At 66.5% G+C, this 21,467-nt stretch carries 16 protein-coding genes; 2 read left to right on the top strand and 14 right to left on the bottom strand.

The window, feature by feature from the left end:
* Position 1: 1 nt before the first annotated feature.
* From CFR76_RS08255 to CFR76_RS08185, 14 genes are all read right to left on the bottom strand, one after another.
* Positions 2 to 1,231, bottom strand: coding sequence for a pyridoxal-phosphate-dependent aminotransferase family protein (locus tag CFR76_RS08255; RefSeq protein ID WP_110556699.1), 1,230 nt, complete (start codon positions 1,229 to 1,231; stop codon positions 2 to 4).
* Positions 1,228 to 2,499, bottom strand: a complete 1,272-nt coding sequence (locus CFR76_RS08250) for an allantoate amidohydrolase (protein WP_110556741.1) — start codon at positions 2,497 to 2,499, stop codon at positions 1,228 to 1,230. The genes CFR76_RS08255 and CFR76_RS08250 overlap by 4 nt, the downstream gene beginning before the upstream one ends.
* The gene (locus tag CFR76_RS08245) at positions 2,493 to 4,085 is read right to left on the bottom strand and encodes a gamma-glutamyltransferase family protein (protein ID WP_110556698.1); all 1,593 of its coding nucleotides are present in this window, start codon (positions 4,083 to 4,085) and stop codon (positions 2,493 to 2,495) included. The genes CFR76_RS08250 and CFR76_RS08245 overlap by 7 nt, the downstream gene beginning before the upstream one ends.
* On the bottom strand, positions 4,085 to 5,458 hold the full coding sequence (locus tag CFR76_RS08240) for an AtzE family amidohydrolase (RefSeq protein ID WP_110556697.1): 1,374 nt from the start codon (positions 5,456 to 5,458) through the stop codon (positions 4,085 to 4,087). The genes CFR76_RS08245 and CFR76_RS08240 overlap by 1 nt, the downstream gene beginning before the upstream one ends.
* Positions 5,455 to 5,691, bottom strand: coding sequence for a DUF4089 domain-containing protein (locus CFR76_RS08235; protein WP_110556696.1), 237 nt, complete (start codon positions 5,689 to 5,691; stop codon positions 5,455 to 5,457). Before CFR76_RS08235 ends, CFR76_RS08240 begins: the two co-directional genes overlap by 4 nt.
* A 43-nt stretch (positions 5,692 to 5,734) precedes the next feature.
* Positions 5,735 to 7,192: an NAD(P)-binding domain-containing protein gene (locus CFR76_RS08230; protein WP_110556695.1), complete on the bottom strand. Its 1,458-nt coding sequence runs from the start codon at positions 7,190 to 7,192 to the stop codon at positions 5,735 to 5,737.
* 171 nt (positions 7,193 to 7,363) lie between these two features.
* Positions 7,364 to 8,320: a LysR family transcriptional regulator gene (locus tag CFR76_RS08225; protein ID WP_110556694.1), complete on the bottom strand. Its 957-nt coding sequence runs from the start codon at positions 8,318 to 8,320 to the stop codon at positions 7,364 to 7,366.
* The gene (xdhC, locus tag CFR76_RS08220; protein ID WP_110556693.1) at positions 8,317 to 9,171 is read right to left on the bottom strand and encodes a xanthine dehydrogenase accessory protein XdhC; all 855 of its coding nucleotides are present in this window, start codon (positions 9,169 to 9,171) and stop codon (positions 8,317 to 8,319) included. Before xdhC ends, CFR76_RS08225 begins: the two co-directional genes overlap by 4 nt.
* A gap of 5 nt (positions 9,172 to 9,176) precedes the next feature.
* On the bottom strand, positions 9,177 to 11,540 hold the full coding sequence (gene xdhB, locus CFR76_RS08215; RefSeq protein ID WP_167402083.1) for a xanthine dehydrogenase molybdopterin binding subunit: 2,364 nt from the start codon (positions 11,538 to 11,540) through the stop codon (positions 9,177 to 9,179).
* Positions 11,533 to 13,050, bottom strand: a complete 1,518-nt coding sequence (xdhA, locus tag CFR76_RS08210; protein WP_244191836.1) for a xanthine dehydrogenase small subunit — start codon at positions 13,048 to 13,050, stop codon at positions 11,533 to 11,535. The genes xdhB and xdhA overlap by 8 nt, the downstream gene beginning before the upstream one ends.
* Before the next feature lie 243 nt (positions 13,051 to 13,293).
* On the bottom strand, positions 13,294 to 14,682 hold the full coding sequence (locus CFR76_RS08200) for an amidohydrolase family protein (protein WP_110556689.1): 1,389 nt from the start codon (positions 14,680 to 14,682) through the stop codon (positions 13,294 to 13,296).
* Positions 14,683 to 14,858: 176 nt separating this feature from the next.
* The gene (locus CFR76_RS08195) at positions 14,859 to 16,355 is read right to left on the bottom strand and encodes a Ppx/GppA family phosphatase (protein WP_110556740.1); all 1,497 of its coding nucleotides are present in this window, start codon (positions 16,353 to 16,355) and stop codon (positions 14,859 to 14,861) included.
* 45 nt (positions 16,356 to 16,400) lie between these two features.
* Positions 16,401 to 18,674 carry an RNA degradosome polyphosphate kinase gene (locus CFR76_RS08190; RefSeq protein WP_110556688.1) on the bottom strand — a complete coding sequence of 758 codons (2,274 nt, stop codon included), beginning with the start codon at positions 18,672 to 18,674 and terminating at the stop codon, positions 16,401 to 16,403.
* A gap of 90 nt (positions 18,675 to 18,764) precedes the next feature.
* Positions 18,765 to 19,538 (bottom strand): HdaA/DnaA family protein, encoded by a 774-nt coding sequence (locus CFR76_RS08185; protein WP_110556687.1) that lies wholly within the window; start codon positions 19,536 to 19,538, stop codon positions 18,765 to 18,767.
* 137 nt (positions 19,539 to 19,675) lie between these two features.
* On the opposite strand from CFR76_RS08185, the gene purM reads away from it, so the two are divergent.
* Positions 19,676 to 20,776 carry a phosphoribosylformylglycinamidine cyclo-ligase gene (purM, locus tag CFR76_RS08180; protein ID WP_110556686.1) on the top strand — a complete coding sequence of 367 codons (1,101 nt, stop codon included), beginning with the start codon at positions 19,676 to 19,678 and terminating at the stop codon, positions 20,774 to 20,776.
* Between the two features lie 8 nt (positions 20,777 to 20,784).
* Complete coding sequence (gene purN, locus CFR76_RS08175; RefSeq protein ID WP_110556685.1) at positions 20,785 to 21,408, top strand: phosphoribosylglycinamide formyltransferase; 624 nt, start codon at positions 20,785 to 20,787, stop codon at positions 21,406 to 21,408.
* Positions 21,409 to 21,467 lie beyond the last annotated feature (59 nt).

Raw genomic sequence — 21,467 nt, 5'->3', positions numbered from 1 at the left:
CTTACGCGTTATAGGCCGCAAGGGCGGCATCGACACCGCTGCCCGCGGCAAAGGCGTGGCCTTCGTGGCGCAGGACGGTTTCCAGCGCGCCGATGGTCAGCAGCACCTTGTGCTTTTCCGCGTTGTAGCCCATCGCCCCGATGCGCCAGATCCTGCCCTGCAGCGGACCGAAGGCGGAGCCGATCTCGATCTCGAAATCCTCGCGCATGCGGCCACGCACCTTTTCCCCATCCACGCCCCTGGGAATGTACACGCCGGTCACGTTGGTCATGCGGTATTCATCGCCGCCAAACAGCTCCAGCCCGATAGCGCGCAGCCCGGCACAGACCGCGCGCGATGCGCGGGCATGGCGGGCGAAGCGGGCCTGCAGCCCTTCTTCCAGCACCACGCGGGCGGCTTCACGCGCGCCGTACAGCATGGTCGTCGCCTCGGTATGGTGGTTCAGGCGCTTTTCAGACCAGTAATCCATGACCATCGCCAGGTCGAAATAGTTGGACGGAATGCGCGCCCGCGTGCCGTCATGTGTATCCGCGCCCCGGATCCCGGCCTCGACATGGCGGCGGGCGAAGATGTGTTCCGCCGCGCGGTCGGAAATGGTGATGGGGGCCGAACCCGGCGGTCCGCCCATGCATTTCTGCAGGCCGCCGCTGACCACGTCCACGCCCCAGCGGTCGGTCGCGACCTCCATCCCGCCCAGCGTCGCGGTGGTGTCGACATAGGACAGCACGTCATACTTGCGGCACAGCGCGCCCACCCCATCCAGCGGCTGGGCAATGGTGGTGGAGGTATCGCCATGGATGCATGCCAGCACATGCGGGCGGTGGGTGACGATCGCGTCCTCGATCTGCTCCAGCGTCGCGATCTCGCCCCACGGAATGTCCAGCGTCACGATTTCAGCACCAATGCGCTCGGCGATTTCGGACAGAAGCAGCCCGAAACGGCCCGCGCGCACGATCAGCAGCTTCATGCCCGGTTCGACAAGGGAGACAAGCGCCGCCTCGATCCCCGCCCGCGCCGTGCCATCGACCAGGAAGGTCCAGCGGTTGCCGGTCATGAACACCTGACGGTACAGGTCCATCGTCTGGTTCATGTATGCGGTCATTTCCGGGTCGAACTGTCCCAACATGTCGGCCGCCATGGCCCGCAGCACGCGCGGGTGCGCATTGACCGGCCCCGGTCCCATCAGCAGACGGGCAGGAGGATTGATCTGGCCGAAAAAGGTCTGGGTCATCCAAAGTGTCTTTCAAAAAGTCCGATAAAGGTAATCATCGCGCGCAGGGCGGCATCCGTGTCGGCATCGGTCACCGATTCCGCCGGGTTGTGGCTGATGCCGCCCGCGCACCGGATGAACAGCATGGACACCGGGGCCAGGTGCGCCATGATCATGGCGTCGTGCCCCGCCCCGCTGACCAGCACGGGCGCCGGCGCATGGGTCACGTCGCGCACGGCCTGTTCCATAAGGTCCGTAAGCTTCGGGTCACACGGTGTCGCATCAAGATCCTGCTGCAGCGCCACATCCATCCCCAGCCCGCGCCGGGCCGCGACATCGCGGGCAATGTCCAGGATTTCACGCGCCGCACGGTCGCGCGTGGTATTTGTCCCCGCGCGGACATCAATGGTGAACACCACATCGCCCGGCACGACATTGGCCGCCCCCGGCATGACATCCAGCGACCCGACGGTCGCCACCAGCCCGTCCGTTCCCGCGCGGCCCACATGTTCGACGGCAAGGATGATGTCCGCAGCCCCCGCCAGCGCATCGCGCCGCAGCGTCATCGCCACAGTGCCCGCATGGCCCGCCATGCCGCGCAGTGTCACGCGGTAACGGTGCTGGGCCGCAATCGCGCTGACCACGCCAAGGGCGCGGCCTTCGGCTTCCAGCATCGGCCCCTGTTCGATATGCGCCTCGACATAGGCCACGACCGGATCGCCTTTGCGCGACGCGGCATGCATGCGCCCCACTTCCAGCCCGAAGCCTTCCAGCGCACTGGCCAGCGTCGCGGTCCCCGCCCAGTCAGACATGGCCGGGTCCGGTGTTTCCAGCACGCCCGCCACGGCGTGGGAGGTCAGCATGCCGGAAGGAAAGCGTGATCCTTCCTCATCCCCGAAACCCACGACTTCCAGCGCGAAGGGAAAGCGTTTTCCCTGTCGCGCGAAATGGGCCACGGTTTCAATGCCCAGCACCACGCCCAGCATCCCGTCAAAGAACCCGCCATCGCGCACGCTGTCGATATGCGATCCCAGCAATACGACCGGGGCATCGGGTGCCAGCCCCTCATACCGCCCGACCAGGTTGCCCGCCGCGTCCATGCGCGTGGTCATGCCCGCATCAGACATCCATTGCGCCAGCCGGTCACAGGTGGCGCGGTAGGATGGGCCGAGATAGGGGCGGAACAGCCCGCCTTCCATTTCCGAATACGGCGCGCGGCCCAGTTCGGTGCAGCGCGCGACCGCACGCGCACCGGATGGATGATCCATATTGCCAGCCCGTATCACCATGCCGCGACGCACCCGTCGCTGCGGGGGTCGGTCGCCCCTTCCAGCAGACCGGACGAGTGGCGCACCAGCGCGCCCGCATGGCCCATCGTGGAAGAAAACGGCGCGACGCGTTCCATCTGGTGGCCCGCGGCCTGCATCCGGGCGATGACTTCCGGATCAAAGCGGTCTTCGTATTTCAGGCTGACGCTGCTTTCGCCCCATGTACGCCCCAGCAGCCAGCGCGGCGCGGTCACCGCTTCCTGCAGTTCCATGCCGTAGCGCGCATAACGGGTGAAGATGGCGGCCTGTGTCTGGGGCTGTCCCTCGCCCCCCATGGTGCCATAGACCATGGTGCGCCCGTCATCGAAACGGGCACCGGCGGGGTTGAGGGTATGGAACGGCTTGCGACCGGGGCGCAGGCCATTCCAGCCCTGCGGGTCAAGGCCGAAGCTGGTGCCACGGTTCTGCCAGACCACGCCGGTGCGCGGCAGCACGATGCCCGATCCGTATTCGAAATACAGGCTCTGGATCATGCTGACGGCCAGCCCGTCGGAATCAATCACGCCCAGCCACACCGTATCGCCCGCCTGTGACGGCCATGGCCACGGCGCCGCCCGGTCGGGGTCGATGCTGGCGGCCATGCGGTCCAGCGCCCTGCGGTCATCAAGGATGTCCTGCGCCTGCACGGTCATGTAGGCGGGATCGCCCACATGGGTATCGCGGTAACGGAAAGCCTGTTTTGTCGCCTCGACCAGCCCGTGCAGGTAATCGAAATCATCCGCCTTCGCCGCCTTCAGCCGGTCGAACAGCGCAAGGATCAACAGCGACGCCACGCCCTGTGTCGGGGGCGCCATGTTATACAGGTCCGCCCCGTTGACGCGGGCATGCAGGGCAGGCTGGTGGGTGGCCTTGTGCGCCTGCAGGTCCGCAAGGGTCAGCGGGCTGCCGAGGTCATGCAGGTCGGCGGCCAGTTCGCGCGCGACATTGCCGTGATAGAAGCTCGACAGACCTTCATCCGCCAGTTGCCGCAACGTATTTGCAAGGCGCGGGTTGTGCAGGATGTCGCCGGGCTGCGGCAGCCTGCCGCCGGGCATGAACAGATCCGCGAAACCGGGCAGATCCTTCAGTTCATCGGCTTTTGCAGCCGTGATCCCGGCTGCGCTGTCGGTAACGGGCGCGCCCTGCTCGGCATAGAACAGCGCATCGCGCAATACGCGGCCCAGTGGCAGGGCGGGCGCCATCGCATGGCTCCATGACAGCGCCAGATCCCAGCCCGATACGGTTCCCGCCACGGTATTGGCCGCCAGCGGCCCACGCCACGGTATCGCATCCAGCCCCGCCGCATGGTAAAAGGCGGCATCGGCCTTCTGTGCCGCAGCGCCACAGGCATCAATGGTTTCCACCCGCCCGTCGGGCCACATGGTCAGCCAGAACGCATCACCGCCGATACCGGTCATGTGCGGATAGACCACGGCCAGCGCCGCTGCGGTCGCAACGGCGGCCTCCAGCGCGGTGCCACCGGCCTTGAGCACGTCAAGGCCGGCCTGGCTGGCCAGGTGGTGGGGGGATGTGACCATCCCCCGGCATGAACGCGGCGTATTCAGCATCAGCTGTCCTTCCGTGCGTATCCAGCCTCAAGGGGGCGGCAGGCCGCAAGTCCCGCGCGCTGCAGTTCGGCTGCGACGGCAAACAGCTTCGCTTCCCCCCCCGGCGCGCCGATCAACTGGATGCCCAGCGGCAGGCCATCCACCGCCAGCGGGGCCGCCAGCACCGGCAGGCCGGCAAGGCTGACCGGCTGCGTGAAGATGCCAAGATTGGCACGGGCGGACACCGTTTTGCCGTCCACCACGATGGAAGGCTGGTCAATGCGCGGCGCAACACCCACCGTGGTGGGGGCCACCAGCACATCGGCCTGGGCGAGGGCGGCATGCACATGGTCACGGAACCAGCGACGGAAACGCTGCGCCTGCACGAATGTCGCCGCAGGCAGCATGGCCCCGGCCATAAGCCGCCCGCGTGTCGCGGGATCATACTGCATGGACCGCCGCCGCAGGCGCGGCAGGTGCAGGTTGCCCCCTTCCGCCGCACTGATCAGGAAGGCCGAAGCCCGCGCACGGGCGACTTCCGGCAGTTCGATCACACGGTCCTGGCCCAGATGCGCCATGACGGCGTCAATGCCCGCGCGCAGTTCCGTGCTGATATTGTCTGCAAACCAGCCGCCAAGGCGGGCGACACGCACATCACCCATATCGGGTTCGCCCACTGGGGCGCCACCAGCCATGATGGCATAGACCGCCCGCAGGTCCTCCACCGTGTCGGCCATGGGACCAACCACATCCAGACTGGCCACGAACGGATAGACACCGCCCAGCGGCATCTGCCCGTAGGTCGGCTTCAGCCCCCACACCCCGCACAGGGAGGACGGGATGCGGATGGACCCGTTGGTGTCCGACCCCAGCGTGAACGGCAGCAGGCCCGCCGCGACCGACGCTGCCGACCCACCCGATGAGCCACCGGCCAGGCGCGCGGTGTCATGCGGGTTGCGTGTTGTGCCGGTATGGGCGTTTTCGGTGGAAAAGCCGTAGGCGAATTCATCCATGTTCAGGGTCGCGACCGGCACCGCGCCAGCGGCCCGCAGGCGTTCGACAACAACCGCGTCCCGCGTGGCGGGCAGGTTGTCGCGCAGCACGATGGACCCCGCCGTGGTCACCTCGCCCCGGACGTCAAACAGGTCCTTCACCCCAAAGGGCACGCCCGCCAGCGGGCCGGGGTCGCGGCCGGCGGCAATGGCCTTGTCCACTTCCTCGGCCTGCGCCACGGCGGCGGGGCCAAGGATGCGGGTGACGCTGTTAAAGCGGGTGTCACGGGCTTCGATATCCGCAATCACATCCGTCACGACCGATACCGCGCTGCGGTGGCCTGCACGCACATCCGCCGCGATCGCAAGGGCCGCACCCGCCTTGTGCCCCTGCATGGTCATGGCACGTACTCATAGGCAGGTTCACAGTCATCGGGCAGCACGAAGCTGCCGACCAGGTCGGCGTAACCATGCAGCAGGGCGGTGTTCGCCACCACGTCGGGCATGCAGGCGACCGGAATGGACAGGCCGATGATCCGTGCCATGTCGGCCACGGGGGGAACCTTGCGGTCATCATGCCCCCCCGTGCCGGACAGACCCGGCGCGGAAGGGGAAAGGCGTGCTGCGCTGCTCATCTACTCAATTCTCTCCCGAATGGATAAATCTACCCGGGACGCATCATGCAACAGGAGGATCGAGACTGACCAGTTCCGGCACGTCATAGGACAGCAGACTTTCAAGATGCTGCCGGCCATCGGCTACATACAGGTCACGCCCCAGCCCCCGGGCCAGGCGTTCCACACCAAAGCGCATGCCGCTGATCGACGCCCCCGAAAGCCCCATGCTGGGGGTCGCCGAGAACGTGAAATTGTGGATGTTCGCCAGCATGGGCGCCAGCGCGTCATCCGCCCGGCGCGGCAGGAACTGGTAGTTCTCGCCCAGGTAGGGATAGCTTTCCAGCACGGCGCTTTCCGCCCCCGCGGGCGCGGTGTAGCGATCGCCCCACAGGGCAACGGAGGGGGCAAAGGACCGCGTTTCCGGCCGGCGCGACAGGTCGGTCGTGAACCCGGTGCCGATGATCACGAAATCGAAGCGCATTTCGCCCGTGGGCGAATCGATCACGATCTCGTCACCATCCATATGCGCCGCCGTCCATGGACAGCCGGTGCGGAAGAAGAAATTCCTGTGCCGGCGGCAACGCCAGAACGTATCCTGCGGTGGCGGCTGGTTGAGTTCGAATATCCGGCGCATGAAACCCCAGCGCAGGTCGTCCGACAGGGCGGGGTAGTAGGCGAGGAAGCCGGTATTTTCCATCCACCGATACGGGTTGATCGACGGGATTTCCTTGCGCCGCAGGCACAGCGTGACACTGCCCGTCCCTTTTTCCAGCGCCGTGGCCGCGTTGTCGAATGCGGACGCCCCTGCCCCCAGCACGCCAATGCGCTTGCCCTTCAGCGCCGTGAAGTCGATGTTTTCCGACGTATGGGCATAACGCGCGCGCGGCAGCCCATCACGGATGAAATCGGGCACATGCCACGAACCGCAGCCCTCGATCCCGGTGGCCAGCACCAGCTTGCGGGCATAATGCACATGGGTGGACCCGTCGGGGCGGCGGAAGGTCAGGCGCAGCAGGCCATCTTCCCATGTAACGCCCCGGAAATCATGGTCGTTTGCAACCGGCAGGTTCAGGATGTCACGGTACCAGTCCAGGTAGTCCTGCCACTGCCCGCGCGGGATCTTGTCCAGCTTTTCCCATGCTTCGGCCCCGTACTGCGCCTCGTACCACGAACGCGGCGTGAGCGAGGGCACGCCAAGATCGGGGCCGGTCACGTATTTGGGCGTGCGCAGCGTGATCATGCGCGCGAACGTCACCCACGGGCCTTCGCCGCCCTTGGCCGCACGGTCAAAAATCCGGACATTGGTGATGTTGTTGCGCTTGAGCGCAAAGGCCGTGGCGAGGCCGCCCTGACCCGCCCCGATAATGGCCACGTCCAGCACGCGCTGGCCGTCGCGTTCCATGGGGGGAACCCATTCCTTGCGGGGATAGCGGATGATTTCCAGATCCCGGCGCACCGCCGCGTCCAGTGCTGCAAGCCCGCTGCTTATCCCGGCATTCGGCGGCGTTGTGGTGTCCATCTGCGGGTTCCCATCATGTTTTACTGTTTGTCGATGCAGCCCGCATGGCGTCCCCCGACGCCATGCGGATAGTCCCCAACCGCACCATGATGGGTAAATCTAATCAGCCCGCCACGTGTTCCGTCTAGTATAATGATCTGACCGTTCCGTTGCCCAAAACGCAACACCGGGTCAGACCACCCGTTCGTCGCTGACCCCCTGCACGCGGCGCAGTTCCAGCCGCAGTTCCTCGATCACCGTTTCCAGCAGGGGCGGCAGCCAGCGGGATTCCCGCACATAGGCCCCAAGGTCCGTCACCGCCCGCGTGTCACGCAGCGGCACATGGCGCAGGCTGTCCTGTCCCGGCTGCGCGCCCACCGCCAGCGGTGACTGGAACGCAAGCCCAGCCCCGGCCCGCACCATGCGGTTGGTCAGTTCGATCGACCCGGTCTGCAGCACCACGTTCAGCCGGTCCTGCCATGGGCGCAGCATGGGTTCCATGACGCGGTACAGCGACAGCGTGCGCGTGGGCAGGATCAGGCGGTAGGCGGTGCATTCCTCCACCGTGACCGTGCGCAGATGCGCCAGCGGGTGGTCCGCGCGCACCACGGCCCCAACCGGGAAATGCCCCACCGCCACGCGCCGCAGTTCGGGATACAGCGCCAGCGAAAAGGCAATGCCCAGGTCCACCCGCCCGTCCTGCAGGGCGGATACGATGGTCTTAGGCGCGCCGACCTCCACATGCAGTTCCACGGATGGATAGGCTGAAATGATGCGTTCCAGCAGGGCGGGCAGCAACTGCCCCGCGATCCCTTCCACCGCCATGATGCGCAGCCGCCCGTCATGGCGGCCGGACAGGGCGTTGATCTGTTCTTCCGTCCGGGCCGCGTCCTGCATCACGGTCACGATATGGCGGGCCATGATCGTGCCCACTTCCGTCAGCACCATGCCATCGGGCAGGCGGTCGAACAGCGGCGCGCCGATTTCGGCCTCCATCTGCGCAAGCTGGCGGGTCAGGGCGGATGGCGTGACGTTCAGCCTGCGCGCGGCCTCGCGGATCGAGCGGCATTCCCGCACGGCGTTGAAATAGGAAATGCCCCGCGCATGCAGCCGCATCATGCGGGGGGTACGGGAAAGCGGATCGTTCATGGGCTGGTGTCATCCCCGTTTGCATGGCCGCCCGCCTGCGCCGGATGCAGGAAGCGGGTGACGATTTCCGCCGCGACCAGCGCGGCGATGACGGCGGGCCGCTTGTCGCGCACGCCGCGGTCCCCGATCGGGCAGACCATGGTGGCGATCCGCTCTTCAGGCAGGCCGATCTGGCGGAAGCCCGCCTCGAACCGCCGGCGTTTCGTGTGCGAGCCTATCAGCCCGACATAGCGAAAATCACCCCGTTCGAGGAGGGATGCAACAATAAGGCTGTCCAACGCGTGGCTCCGGGTCAGGACCAGCGCGCCGGAACCCGGCGGGGCGTGGGCTACAAGCGGCTCCCATGCGCCATCGTCATGCACCGCCACCCCTGCGGGAATGGAGGGACCGAATTCATGCGGGCGCGAATCGCACCATGCCAGCCGCAGCGGCAGCGGAGCCAGCACATGCGCCAGCGCACGGCCCACATGGCCCGCGCCAAACAGCAGCAGCAGCGGCTGCGTGCGGCGCAGGTGTTCAAGCTGCGCCAGGATCTCATCCAGCCCGGCACGATCCGGCACATCAAGGGTCAGGCGCACTTCACCCCCGCAGCACTGGCCTGAATTGCCGCCAAGGCTTATGCGCTGCACCAGCGCCTGCCCGCCCGCATCCAGCAGCCTGCGCGCCTGATGGATCGCATTCCATTCCAGGTCGCCGCCACCGATCGTGCCGGACTGTTCGGTGGGCGTGACCAGCATGAAGGTTCCGGCCTCACGCGGGGTGGACCCGCGCGCGTCCGACACACGGACCCGGGCGACCGGCTGGCCTGACAGCCGCCATCGCACCAGATCCGCGCGCATTTCCATGCTCATGGCGCTCAGGCGGGCGGGCTGCCGTGCCGCATGCGTTCGGCCACGCGCAGGATCATTTCAGGCGTGGCGGGCGCGTCCAGACGCGGGCAGGTGCGGTAGCCATCCAGGCTGGCCAGCGCGTCGGACACCGCCTGAAGCACCGACACACCGTGCACGAAGGGCGGTTCCCCCACCGCCTTGGAACGGAAGATGGTGTGTTCGCGGTTGGGCGCGTTTTCCAGCAGTTCGACATTGAACACGCGCGGACGGTCGGAACAGGCCGGGATCTTGTACGTGCTGGGCGCGTGCGTGCGCAGGCGGCCCGCCCTGTCCCAGACCAGTTCCTCGCATGTCAGCCACCCCGCGCCCTGCACGAAGCCGCCCTCGATCTGGCCGATATCCAGCGCCGGGTTCAGCGACTGCCCCGCGTCATGCAGGATATCCACGCGGTCGATCTTCATCTCGCCGGTCAGCAGGTCGATCACGACCTCCGAACACGCCGCGCCATAGGCGAAGTAATAGAACGGGCGGCCCTGACCCGTATCCCCGTTCCATGAAATCTTCGGCGTCTTGTAAAACCCGTTGGCGGACATGGATACGCGCGCGAAATAGGCCTGCCGCGTCAGGTGCGAAAACGCGATGACCTTCTGCCCCACATGCACGCCATCAGGGGCGAAGCGGACTTCGTCCTCGCCCACGTTCCAGTGGGCGGCCGCGAATTCCACCAGCCTGCGCTTGATGCGCCGCACCGCGTCCAGCACCGCCATGCCGTTGAGGTCGGCGCCGGAAGACGCCGCCGTGGCGGACGTATTGGGCACCTTGCCGGTCGTGGTGGCGGTAATGCGCACCTGATCCGTGCCCAGCCCCAGTTCACGCATGGCGACCTGCACCATCTTGGTATGCAGGCCCTGCCCCATTTCCGTGCCGCCGTGGTTCACCTGCACCGACCCGTCGGTATAGACATGAACCAGCGCGCCGGCCTGGTTGTAATGGGTGGCGGTGAAGGAAATGCCGAATTTGACCGGCGTGATCGCAATGCCGCGCCGCAGGTAGGGGCTGCCGGCATTGAACGCACGGCAGGCCTCGCGCCGTTTTTCGTAATGGCAGCGCCGCGCCAGTTCGGGCAGCAGTTCGGCGGTGATCGAGTCCTCGACCACCATGTTGTAGGGTGTGACGTTGCGGTCATGCGTGCCGTAGGCGTTGCGCAGGCGCACCGCCAGCGGGTCAAGGCCGGTGGCGAACGCGATCTCCTCGATCACGCGTTCCGCCGCGACAACGCCCTGCGGGCCGCCAAAACCGCGATAGGCAGTGTTGGACTGCGTATTGGTGCGCAGCGGTTCGGACCGCAGCCGCACATCGGGGTAGAAATAGGCATTATCCGCATGGAACAGCGCACGGTCGATCACCGGGCCGGACAGGTCGGCCGACCACCCGCACCGCGCCGCCAGCACCATGTCCACCGCGACAATCCGGCCTTCGTCGGTAAAGCCGACATCATAATCAATGACAAAATCATGCCGCTTGCCGGTCATGGTCATGTCGTCGTCACGGTCCAGCCGCATCTTGGCCGCGCGCCCCATCCGGTCGGCCACCAGGGCTGCCAGGCAGGCGCAGGCATTGGCCTGTGTTTCCTTGCCGCCAAAGCCGCCGCCCATGCGCCGGACCTCGACCGTGACCAGGTTGGCGGGACGGTCCAGCACATGGGCGACCATATGCTGGGTTTCGGTCGGGTGCTGGGTGGAGGATGTGACATGCACCTCCCCCTCCTCACCCGGCCGGGCCAGGGCGACCTGCCCCTCAAGGTAGAAATGTTCCTGCCCGCCTACGGTCACGCGGCCCGACAGCCTGCGGGGAGCGTGCTCAAGCCCCGCCACCACGTCGCCGCGCTTCATTTCCATCGGCCGCCAGACCATGGGGCTGCCGGCGGCCCGGGCTTCGGCCACGTTCAGGATGGCGGGCAGGTCCTCATACTCCACCTTCGCCAGACGCACCGCCCGGCGCGCCGCGTTGCGGGTGGTGGCGGCAACCACGAATACCGGCTGGCCGTAAAACGAGACCTCGGTAGTCGCCAGAAGCGGTTCGTCCCCCTTGCCCACGGGGCTGATCTGGTTGTCGCCGGGAATGTCGGCGGCGGTGTAGACGCCCACCACGCCATCCGCCTGACGCACGGCGTCAAGGTCCATGGACAGGATGCGGGCATGGGCGCGGGTACTCAGCCCCGGGACCAGATGCAGCGTGCCACGTGGTTCGGGCAGGTCATCGATATAGGTGGCGCTGCCCTGCACATGCATGGCGGCACTTTCGTGGCGCAGGCTGTCCGATGCGCCGCCGGGCACGATGCCATCGCCCGCCGGGGGGGATGCGTTGGCAAAGCTGTTTCCATCAGCCATGGGCGTGTCCTCCCGCATTGGCGCAGGCCGCGCGCACGCTGATATCGGCGCGTGCGTTCTCCGGCCCGCAATCGGCATGAAGCCGGGTCAGCAGGTTGGCCGCGACCGTGCGGCGGTACCAGTCGCTGGCCCGCATGTCGGTAATGGGGGCGAAATCAGCCATGATGGCCTGACGGGCTGCCGCCAGCGTGGTTTCATCCCACCTGTGGCCTTCCAGTGCCGCTTCCGTCCGGCTGGCGCGACGCGGTGTGGCGGCCATGCCGCCAAAGGCCACGCGGGCACTGGCAATGGCGCCATCAGGCGCAAACGTCAGGGAAAACGCGCCCAGGATGGCGGAAATGTCCTGATCGAACCGCTTGGACACTTTCCATGCGCGGATCACGGTGTCCGCTCCGGGACGGGGGATGCTCACGCCTTCCACGAACTCACCCGGCGCACGGTCCTGCCTGCCGTAATCAATGAAGAAATCTTCCAGCGCGATGACGCGCCGCACGTCACCACGACGCAGGTGCAGCTTCGCCCCCGCCGCGATCAGCACCGGCGGCCCGTCGCCAATGGGTGAGCCGTTGGCGATATTGCCGCATACCGTGCCGCTGTTGCGCACCTGCACCGAACCGATGCGGCGGATGACCTCCGCATCCGGCTGCGGCAGGATATCAGCCAGAACAGCGCGTGCTTCCTGCCATGTGACGGCAGCGCCGAGATATACCCCATCCTTATTGCATTCGATCCGGCGCAGGTCGGGCACCTGCCCGATGGCGACAACATGCGGCAGGTCCCGCATGCCCTTGGTCACCCACAGGCCCACATCGGTCGCCCCCGCCACGATCCGCGCATCGGGATGCGCCACCATGACCCGTGCCAGCGCATCGGCATCCGCGGGAATGGTCAGGCGGCCCGCCGGCCCGTCGAGTTCGACCGTCGCCCCGTCGCGCAGGGCGCGCAGCCGGTCGGCGATCTCTCCCGCCATGGCGTCGAAATGGTCCGGTCCCGCCTGCACGGCGTGGCGCATGGCGCGCACGATCGGGGCGTATCCGGTGCAGCGGCACAGGTTACCGGCTAGCATGTCATCAATCGCGTGTTCATCCTGCGCCAGCCCGTCGGCCTTGCGCCCCGCCACCATGGACATGACGAAACCGGGCGTGCAGAAGCCGCATTGCGAGCCATGCTGGTCCACCATGGCCTGCTGCACGGGATGCAGGCTGCCATCGGGGGCGCGAACGTCCTCGATGGTCAGGACCTGCGCGCCATCCAGCATGGAGACGAACTGGATGCACGCATTGACCGCGCGCCAGACCAGCCGCTCCCCTTCCAGCCGCACCACCAGCACGGTGCAGGCCCCGCAATCGCCTTCGTTGCAGCCTTCCTTGGTGCCGGTCAGGCCACGGTCTTCGCGCAGCCAGTCCAGCAGCGTACGCGTCGGCGCGACATCGGCCAACGTATGGCATTCGTTTCCGACATAGAAACGGATGCCGTGTCTGATCCCCGTCAAATCTGTTCCCTCTATCATGGCCACAGGACTGCCTCACCCCCCTCAAGGCAGACAGCCGGAACAGCCTTTCATTGTGATATGCCCAATATATGGAACCCGGTCCGGCCTTGTCACCCCGGCAAAGGACAGGAGCCTGCCTGAAAAACCCGTCTTTGAGACATTCGGAAAGTTTTTGGTGAAGCTTTTTTCAAAAAGCTTCGAAGAATGCTGCCTTTTTGAAAAAAGGCAGCGCCCAAGAACTTTTATTTCCCATCAACATATTCAAGGGCCACGATCATGTCTTTCACCGTCACGCATCGACAGGTGCGCCGCCCTGCGCATGCGTTCCGACAGTTGGGGCCGGAAGGCCGGACACGGCACATAGGCCCCGTATCCCGCACCTTCGCACGGCATGTCGTCCTTCCATACCGTCACACCGCCGCGAATGACCTGCACCGCCCGGCCACCCAGCGTGATCCCGGCATACAGGCCGGACACACACGTTTCCTGCGCATCGGGATCCCACAGCACGATATCGGCATCAGCCCCCGGCATGATCGCGCCCTTGCGGGGATAGATATTGAAGGCGCGGGCCGCCGCCTGCGATGTGGCGGCCACGAATTCCTCCGCCGTCAGGATGCCCGCGCGCACGCCATGCTGCCAGACCACGCGCATGCGTTGCCCAAGGCCGTCGGCCACACCGTTTCCCGCGCCGCCCGCCGGGCGGAAACCACTGGCCACCATGCCGATATTGCCAGACGCCAGCCCACCCCATAACGCCCGCCGGTGCATCCCATCGCGAAAGGGAGGCAGGGTAATGCAGGAATCCGGGACCGCGTCGCCTTCGGGATCGTGGACCGCCTCATCCACCACCAGATGCGGGGCCAGCACATGCGCTTCCACCCGCTGGCCACGCAGGCGGGTCTGCGCAAGAACTTCCGTGGCGCCAGTGGTGGATACCGGCCCCACATGCACCGGCCCGCCGGACAGTCCCGCCAGCATGATGGCGCGGCCCACTGCTTCGACCTCGACTGCTGGCGGGGCGGACAGCAGGCAGGCCTCGCTGCCGGTAATGCCCGCATGGTCCAGTCCGGCGCGCAGATAGGCCACGGCCTGCGCGTTCTGGGCCTCGATCATGCACAGGGCGCCGCAAGCGGCGGCATGGCTGGTCAGTTCCAGGATATCATGGTCGGACAGGCCATCGGCCATGGACAGGTGGAAGGCGTTTACGCCGTGCTCCGCCACCAGCACGTCCATGTGCCGCATTACGACTGTGCCGGAATCCGGCATCGCCATATGCAGCCCGACATCGACATGGGCATGGCGCGCGGCATGCCGCCAGTCCCGCCATGCCGCATCCAGCCTGCCACCATCGGGATGCATGGTGTCAAGGATGGTGGTTGTGCCACCCGACAGCGCCGCCACCGTGCGGGCGAAGCCTGCCTCATCCGCGCCAATGCCGGTCTGCGGGTCCACCCCGCCGGGCATGACCAGCAGCCCGCCCGCATCGACCACCGTGCCGTTGGAAGGGATGTCCAGATCGGGACCAACGGCCAGGATTTCCCCCACGTCGCCACACAGCACATCAACCCGAAACGACGCCTGCGCCGTCACCACCGTCCCGCCCCGGATCAGCAGCAGGCCGCGCGTGTGTCCGTGCCGTATGCCCATGTCGCGTTATGCCCTGCCCATACCTGAAGAGACCGTCTGGAAAGACTGTTTTTGCGCCATCATGCAAATGACAGAAAAGTTTCTGGTTACCCCTTTTTCAAAAAAGCCGTGTTCCTTTGAAGCTTTTTGAAAAAAGCTTCACCAAAAACTTTTATCGTTTTCCAGCGCCATGCGGATCAGTGGTCGCGTATCCGGACCGTCATGTCCAGTGCATTGCCCAGTCGTTCCAGCCTGCGGCGTACGCTTTCGCCCTGCACCACATCGCGGCCCGGCGCGAAATGCAGGGACAGGACGCGGCCCTCACATTCCAGCCGCGTGCCATCCAGCAGCGCCTCGGTCCCGCCGCTGACGGTATAGGCCAGCCGCAATGCCTGCCCCAGCGCCACGGCCCGACCGAACTGCACCTGGTCCAGCAACTGCCGCGATGGCTGCAGGTACGCCACCGACAGGTCGGCCCCGTACCGCACCGCAAGCGTCAGCGACAGGAAGGCCCGCGCCTGATGGGTGAAACCCACGCCCTGCATGCGCAGGATACGCAGGTAGGTCTGTTCCGCCCGGTATTCGGGGTGGTCATGCGCCCCCACATCCGACAGCCAGCACGCAACCCCGCGCAGGCGGGTCGCCACCTGCCCCTCATCGGGGAAAAGGGGCGTGGTCCATTCCGCCAGCCGTTCGGGCAGGGTCATGCTGCGGCCCAGCATGCTGCACATTTCCCGCGCCACGGCGTCCTGCGGGTCATTGTCGGCAACGCTTGCGGCGACATTGCGCATGTACCACCCTTCGCGCAGGCCATCGACACAGAACACCAGCCCCGTCGGACGCGTGCGCCGCATGAGCCTGCGCAGCACGGTCGCGGCATAGGGCGCATCCTCCAGCCGCTTGCGCGGCACGCCGGGCAGGCGTTCAAGCGAGCGCCTGCCCGCGCCAATGATCCAGTCCGCCATTTCCCGCCCCGTATCAGGGGCCAGGCGATAGAGATGGACGATATTCAGCGGATAGGCCGTACGCGCGATCTGCATGCGCGCCAGCGCACGGAACGCGCCGCCGACAAGATACAGGTCCTGATCGTGCACGTCATCCAGCCAGCCGACCCTGGACAGGTCCTCATCCACCAGCGCGCGCGCGCGGGCAAGGTCGCCATCGGCGCGGTCGTTGAGCCGGATCACCCCCAGCGGCAGCGTGCAGGCATTGAGCTTGCGCCCGTTCTCCAGCCGGATCAGTTCCAGCGAGCCGCCACCGATATCGGCCACCAGCCCGTTGGCGTCCGGTATGCCGCACAGCACGCCGGTGGCGGAATAATCGGCTTCCTCCTCCCCGCTCAGGATACGGATCGGCACGCCGGGCAGGCGTGATTTCAGCCCCGCCACGAATTCCGGCCCATTGCTGGCGTCACGCACGGCGGCGGTGGCCAGGACCTCGAAGGGGCTGGCCTCCATCCCGCGCGCGATGGCGTTGAAGCGGGCCATGACCTCCATCGCCAGCGGTACGGCTTCTTCATTCAGGCGCCCCGTCGCATTCAGGCCCCGCCCCAGCCGCAGAACCACCTTTTCATTGAATATGGGGGCCGGATTGCGTGAAATCCCGTCAAACACCACAAGGCGGACAGAATTCGACCCCAGATCTATGACCGCCGACCGGCGAAACCCGCCCAGACCCGTCACATCCGGCCCCATATATCGCCCACGCACCATGCCATGACCGCACCCATACCGTAATCCTCAGTCTTCAATAGTCTGTTCCGCATGCCATGGCTGCGACACGCTGACCCGGATCGGGGCCTCCCCCGCCGCCGTGCCCCGCCCCGCATGAACCGGATGTTCCATGAAATATTCATGCGACGAAAATGGCCTGCGTCCCGGCTCCAGACGCCGCCATACACCATTGCGCTGTAGAATCCACGACTGCAGGTTGTCCTTGAGGTCGATCATCATGATCTGGTCCAGCACGCGGGCGTGCACCTGCGGGTCCAGCATGGGCACCATGCTTTCCACCCGCCAGTCCATGTTGCGCTGCATCCAGTCCGCTGATGAGATGTACAGTTTCGCCTGCCTGCCGGGCAGGCGGTGCCCGTCGCCAAACGCATAGATGCGCGCGTGTTCAAGGAACCTGCCCACGATCGACTTGACCCGGATGTTTTCCGAAAGTCCCGGCACGCCGGGCCGCAGGCAGCAGATGCCCCGCACCACCGCCATGACCTTCACCCCCGCACACGACGCGGCATACAGCCGGTCGATCAGGTCTGGATCAACCAGCGAGTTCATCTTGAGCCAGATCTGCCCCGGGCGACCGGCCTGCACATGGGCGATTTCACCCGCGATCAGGTCTTCGAGCGTGCGGCGGATGGTCACGGGGGAAAACGCGATCGCCTCCATCCGCGCGGGCACGGCATAGCCGGTCATGTAATTGAACAGCCGCGCCGAATCGCGCGCCAGTTCGGGATTGCAGGTGAAGAACGACAGGTCGGTGTAGATCCGCGCCGTGATCGGGTGGTAGTTGCCGGTGCCGAAATGGGCGTAGGAGCGCAGCGCACCGCCCTCGCGCCGCACGACAAGGCTGAGCTTGGCATGCGTCTTGAGGTCGGAAAAACCGAACACCACCTGCACGCCCGCCGCTTCCAGCGCGCGGGCAAGGCGGATATTGGCTTCCTCGTCAAAGCGGGCGCGCAGTTCCACCATGGCGGTCACGGCCTTGCCGGCTTCCGCCGCCTCGATCAGGGCCTTGACGATGGGGCTGTCGCGAGACGTGCGGTACAGTGTCTGCTTGATCGCGACCACGGCGGGGTCGATGGCCGCCTGCCGCAGGAACTGCACCACCACGTCAAAGCTTTCGAACGGGTGGTGGACGATCATGTCCCGCGCGCGGATGGCGGCGAAGCAGTCACCGCCGCAATCGACGATCCGTTCGGGAAAGCGCGGGGTATAGGGCGGGAACAGCAGGTCGGGCCGATCATCGACGATCAGTTGCTTGAGGTCCACTACCCCGATCAGCCCGGACTGCACGAACACCTCGTCCGGGGGCGGGGCAAGCCCCTCGGCCATCGACCGGGCCAGGTCCTCGGGCATGCGGGATTCGATATCGAGGTGGATCACCACGCCGCGCCTGCGGCGCTTGAGCGCGCTTTCATACGAACGGACCAGATCCTCGGCCTCGTCCTCGAATTCCACGTCCGTGTCGCGCACCACGCGCATCACGCCCCAGTCCCCGGCCACAAGGCCGGGGAACAGGCGGTTGATGCACATGACGATCAGGCGTTCGAGCAGGATGAAGCGCGTCACCCCCGGCGGCGACAGCGCGACAGGCAGCCGGATGAAGCGTTCGATCCGCGCGGGCAGCAGGATCAGCGCTTCCATCACGAACTGCCCGGTTTCGGCGTTCATCAGCCGCAGCGCCTGCGCGATGCCCATGTTGGGGATGAAAGGCAGCGGATGGGCCGGGTCGATCGCCAGCGGCGTCAGGACGGGAAAGACCCGTTCCATGAAGCAGCTTTCCAGCCAGGCCTGTTCCTCTTCGGTGAAGGAGACTTCGTCGCATACGACAATGCCCGCCCCTTCCAGCTCGCGCTGCAGGTCACGCCAGATGCGCTGCTGTTCCTGCAGCAGGCGGCCCGTGCGCTCCCGCACGGCGGAAAGCTGCTGCTGCGGCGTCAGCCCGTCGGGCGAGGTCTTGACCAGCCCCTCGCGCACCTGCCCCACCAGCCCCGCCACGCGCACGGAATAGAACTCATCAAGGTTGCTGGCGCTGATCGACAGGAAACGCACCCGTTCCAGCAGCGGGTTGCGCGGGTTGTCGGCTTCATCCACCACGCGCTGGTTGAAATCGAGCCACGACAGTTCACGGTTGATGAAGCGCTTGGGCGAGGTGGCGTCGGGTGCCGGTTCCACCGGCGCGCGCACCGCGACCTGTCGCCCGGTCTCAGCCGCCTTGCGGCTGCGCGTGCGGGCACGGGGCTTGGGGGCGGTGCCGTCGGGGCCTTTGCGTGGCGTTCTGGCCAATGGATTCGATCTCCCGTTCAGGGGTGATGTTCTTTATTGCATACGACCCTAGGCCAGTGACACGCCACTTGGCCAGAGCAGGCAGGCCGTTCAGGTACCGGGTTCCCCATCCGTGGCCCCCATGATGTCCGCCACCAGCATGTCGGCCAGCACGCGGGTGGCAAGGGCACGGGTCACGGGGCGGCCGGACGCAAGGGCGGCATGGTCCAGACGGTCCACCGCGTCCTGCATGGCCAGCGCCGTGCGGGGCAGGCGACGCAGCAGCCATTCCACCACCGGCTGCGACACGACAATCTGGCGTTCCGCCAGCAGGCGCAGCAGCAGCACGCGCAAAAGCCCGTCTCCGGGCTGGCGTATGGCCACGGCCATGGTCGCCCGCAGCCGGCTTGCCAGGTCAGGCAGCGCCACGGGCCAGCGCGCCGGGGCCGTACGGCCGCCCAGCAGCAGCGCGATCCCCTGTTCGCGCGCCGTATTCAGCAAGTGCAGCAGCGCGCGTTCATCCGCGCATTCATCGGCCCGGTCCACCACCATGGCCATGACCGGCGCCCCGCTGGCGCGGGCCGCGAACAGGGCCGTGACATGGGCATGCGACAGGCTGCCGCCATGCAGCAGCACCGCATCATGCAGGCGCGCCCATATTTCCAGCATGTGGGTCTTGCCCGTTCCCGCCGCCCCCCACAGCGCCAGCCGGCGCTCGGGCCAGGGCGTGGGGCCAAGCAGCCAGCTGCGCGCGGCCGCGTTGGAGGCGGAAAAGACAAAATCCCCCGCGGCGAAACGTGGCGTGTGGGCAAACGGCAACACCAGTTGCCCGATCACGCCCGCGACCGCGTTTTCATCCGTTTTCAGCTTCGTGCGCTCAACCACCGCTTTGTGCGTTGCCCCGCCTTGACGTAAAGAAGGCCGGAAGTCCCTCTGACCCCGGTCCCGCATGACGGTTTTCATAACCTGCGCGCGGGTGTGGGGGAAAGTGATAGTTTGATTACGGAAATAAAGGCCCCCGCATGACATCCGCCCCCTGCCCGCCCAACGCGTCCTCCGCCACCACGCCCGGCGCCACCTACCGGGATGCCGGGGTGGACATCGAAGCCGGTGACGCGCTTGTCGAAATCATCAAGCCCGCAGCCCGCGCCACGGACCGCCCCGGCACCATGGGCGGGCTTGGCGGTTTCGGGGCGCTGTTCGACCTGAAGGCGGCCGGTTTTTCCGACCCCATCCTTGTTTCCTGCACCGATGGCGTGGGCACGAAGCTCATGATCGCCATCGAAAGCGGATTGCATGAGACGGTGGGCATCGACCTGGTCGCCATGTGCGTCAACGACCTGGTGGTGCAGGGGGCGACACCACTGTTCTTCCTGGATTATTTCGCCACCGGCAAGCTGTCGATCGAGGACGCGGCCAAGGTCGTGCACGGCATCGCCAAGGGCTGCGCTGAGTCCGGCTGCGCGCTGGTGGGCGGGGAAACGGCGGAAATGCCGGGCATGTACGCACCCGGCCATTACGACCTTGCCGGGTTCTCGGTCGGGGCCGCGGAACGCACGGCGCTGCTGCCCGGTGACATCCGCCCCGGTGACACGCTGATCGCCCTGCCATCGGCGGGCGTGCATTCCAACGGCTTCTCGCTGGTGCGCAACATCGTCGCCCGCAGCGGGCTGGCATGGGACGCGCCGTGCCCGTTTGCCGATGGCCAGACGCTGGGTGAGGCGCTGATGACGCCCACCACGCTGTATGTCCATCCCGTGCTGGACCTGCACCACGCCGGCCTGCTGGTGGGGGCGGCCCACATTACGGGTGGCGGCCTGCCGGGCAACCTGCCGCGCGTGCTGCCAAAGGGCGTGCGGGCGGTGATCGACGGCACGGCATGGCCGATCCCGCCGGTCTTCCCGTGGCTGGCCAGCATCGGCAATGTCACGACCGAGGAAATGCTGCGCGTATTCAACTGCGGCGTGGGCATGGTGCTGGTGGTGCGGGACACGGATGCCGCCATGACGCGCCTGAACGCGCGTGGGCAGCAGGCCTTCGTCATCGGCACGATCACGCAGGGCGACAGCCCCGACAGCCCGGCCACGCTGAGCTTTGACGAACTGCCCGAACTGCGCGACTGAACCGACCCGTGATCCACAAGACACCCATCGCCATCCTGATCAGCGGGCGCGGCAGCAACATGCGCGCGCTGATCGAATCCTGCGCCCGCCCCGATTATCCCGCGCGCATCGCCCTTGTGCTGAGCAACAACCCCGACGCGCCGGGCCTGGCGGTGGCGCGGGACGCGGGCCTTGCGACACAGGCCATCGACCACCGCGACTACCGCCGCGACCGTGCCGCGCATGAACGCGCGCTGGACGCGGCCCTGCGCGCGGCGGGCGTGGAATATGTCTGCCTTGCGGGCTACATGCGCCTGCTGACCCCGTTCCTGACGACGGCATGGGCGGGACGGATGCTGAACATCCATCCCAGCCTGCTGCCTGCCTATCCCGGGCTGCACACGCATGAACGCGCACTGGAAAGCGGCGCGCGCATCCATGGCTGCACCGTCCACTGGGTGACTGAGGGCATGGATGAAGGCCCCATCATCGGGCAGGCGGCCGTGCCCGTGCTGGAAGGTGACACGCCCGATATGCTGGGCGCGCGTGTATTGCGGCAGGAACACCGCCTGTATCCCGCCGCCCTGCGCCGCGTGCTGGCCCCTGACGCGGCGCCTGCCGCCACTGCATCAGACTGCCTGCTGTCGGTGTGATGACCGATAAATAAAAAACAGAAGTTTTTGGGTGCCGCCTTTTTTCAAAAAGGCGGCGT

The organism is Komagataeibacter swingsii, assembly GCF_003207895.1.
GTDB lineage: Bacteria > Pseudomonadota > Alphaproteobacteria > Acetobacterales > Acetobacteraceae > Komagataeibacter > Komagataeibacter swingsii.
This window is presented reverse-complemented; position numbering and strand designations above follow the sequence as displayed.

Excerpts from the sequence above, each read along its gene's own strand:
- CFR76_RS08245 (WP_110556698.1), bottom strand. The coding sequence starts at position 4,085 with ATGCTGAATACGCCGCGTTCATGCCGGGGGATGGTCACATCCCCCCAC.
- CFR76_RS08200 (WP_110556689.1), bottom strand. The coding sequence starts at position 14,682 with ATGGGCATACGGCACGGACACACGCGCGGCCTGCTGCTGATCCGGGGC.
- CFR76_RS08240 (WP_110556697.1), bottom strand. The coding sequence starts at position 5,458 with ATGACCATGCAGGGGCACAAGGCGGGTGCGGCCCTTGCGATCGCGGCG.
- CFR76_RS08255 (WP_110556699.1), bottom strand. The coding sequence starts at position 1,231 with ATGACCCAGACCTTTTTCGGCCAGATCAATCCTCCTGCCCGTCTGCTG.
- xdhC (WP_110556693.1), bottom strand. The coding sequence starts at position 9,171 with ATGAGCATGGAAATGCGCGCGGATCTGGTGCGATGGCGGCTGTCAGGC.
- xdhA (WP_244191836.1), bottom strand. The coding sequence starts at position 13,050 with ATGATAGAGGGAACAGATTTGACGGGGATCAGACACGGCATCCGTTTC.
- CFR76_RS08195 (WP_110556740.1), bottom strand. The coding sequence starts at position 16,355 with ATGGGGCCGGATGTGACGGGTCTGGGCGGGTTTCGCCGGTCGGCGGTC.
- purM (WP_110556686.1), top strand. The coding sequence starts at position 19,676 with ATGACATCCGCCCCCTGCCCGCCCAACGCGTCCTCCGCCACCACGCCC.
- CFR76_RS08250 (WP_110556741.1), bottom strand. The coding sequence starts at position 2,499 with ATGGTGATACGGGCTGGCAATATGGATCATCCATCCGGTGCGCGTGCG.
- xdhB (WP_167402083.1), bottom strand. The coding sequence starts at position 11,540 with ATGGCTGATGGAAACAGCTTTGCCAACGCATCCCCCCCGGCGGGCGAT.
- CFR76_RS08225 (WP_110556694.1), bottom strand. The coding sequence starts at position 8,320 with ATGAACGATCCGCTTTCCCGTACCCCCCGCATGATGCGGCTGCATGCG.
- CFR76_RS08235 (WP_110556696.1), bottom strand. The coding sequence starts at position 5,691 with ATGAGCAGCGCAGCACGCCTTTCCCCTTCCGCGCCGGGTCTGTCCGGC.
- CFR76_RS08230 (WP_110556695.1), bottom strand. The coding sequence starts at position 7,192 with ATGGACACCACAACGCCGCCGAATGCCGGGATAAGCAGCGGGCTTGCA.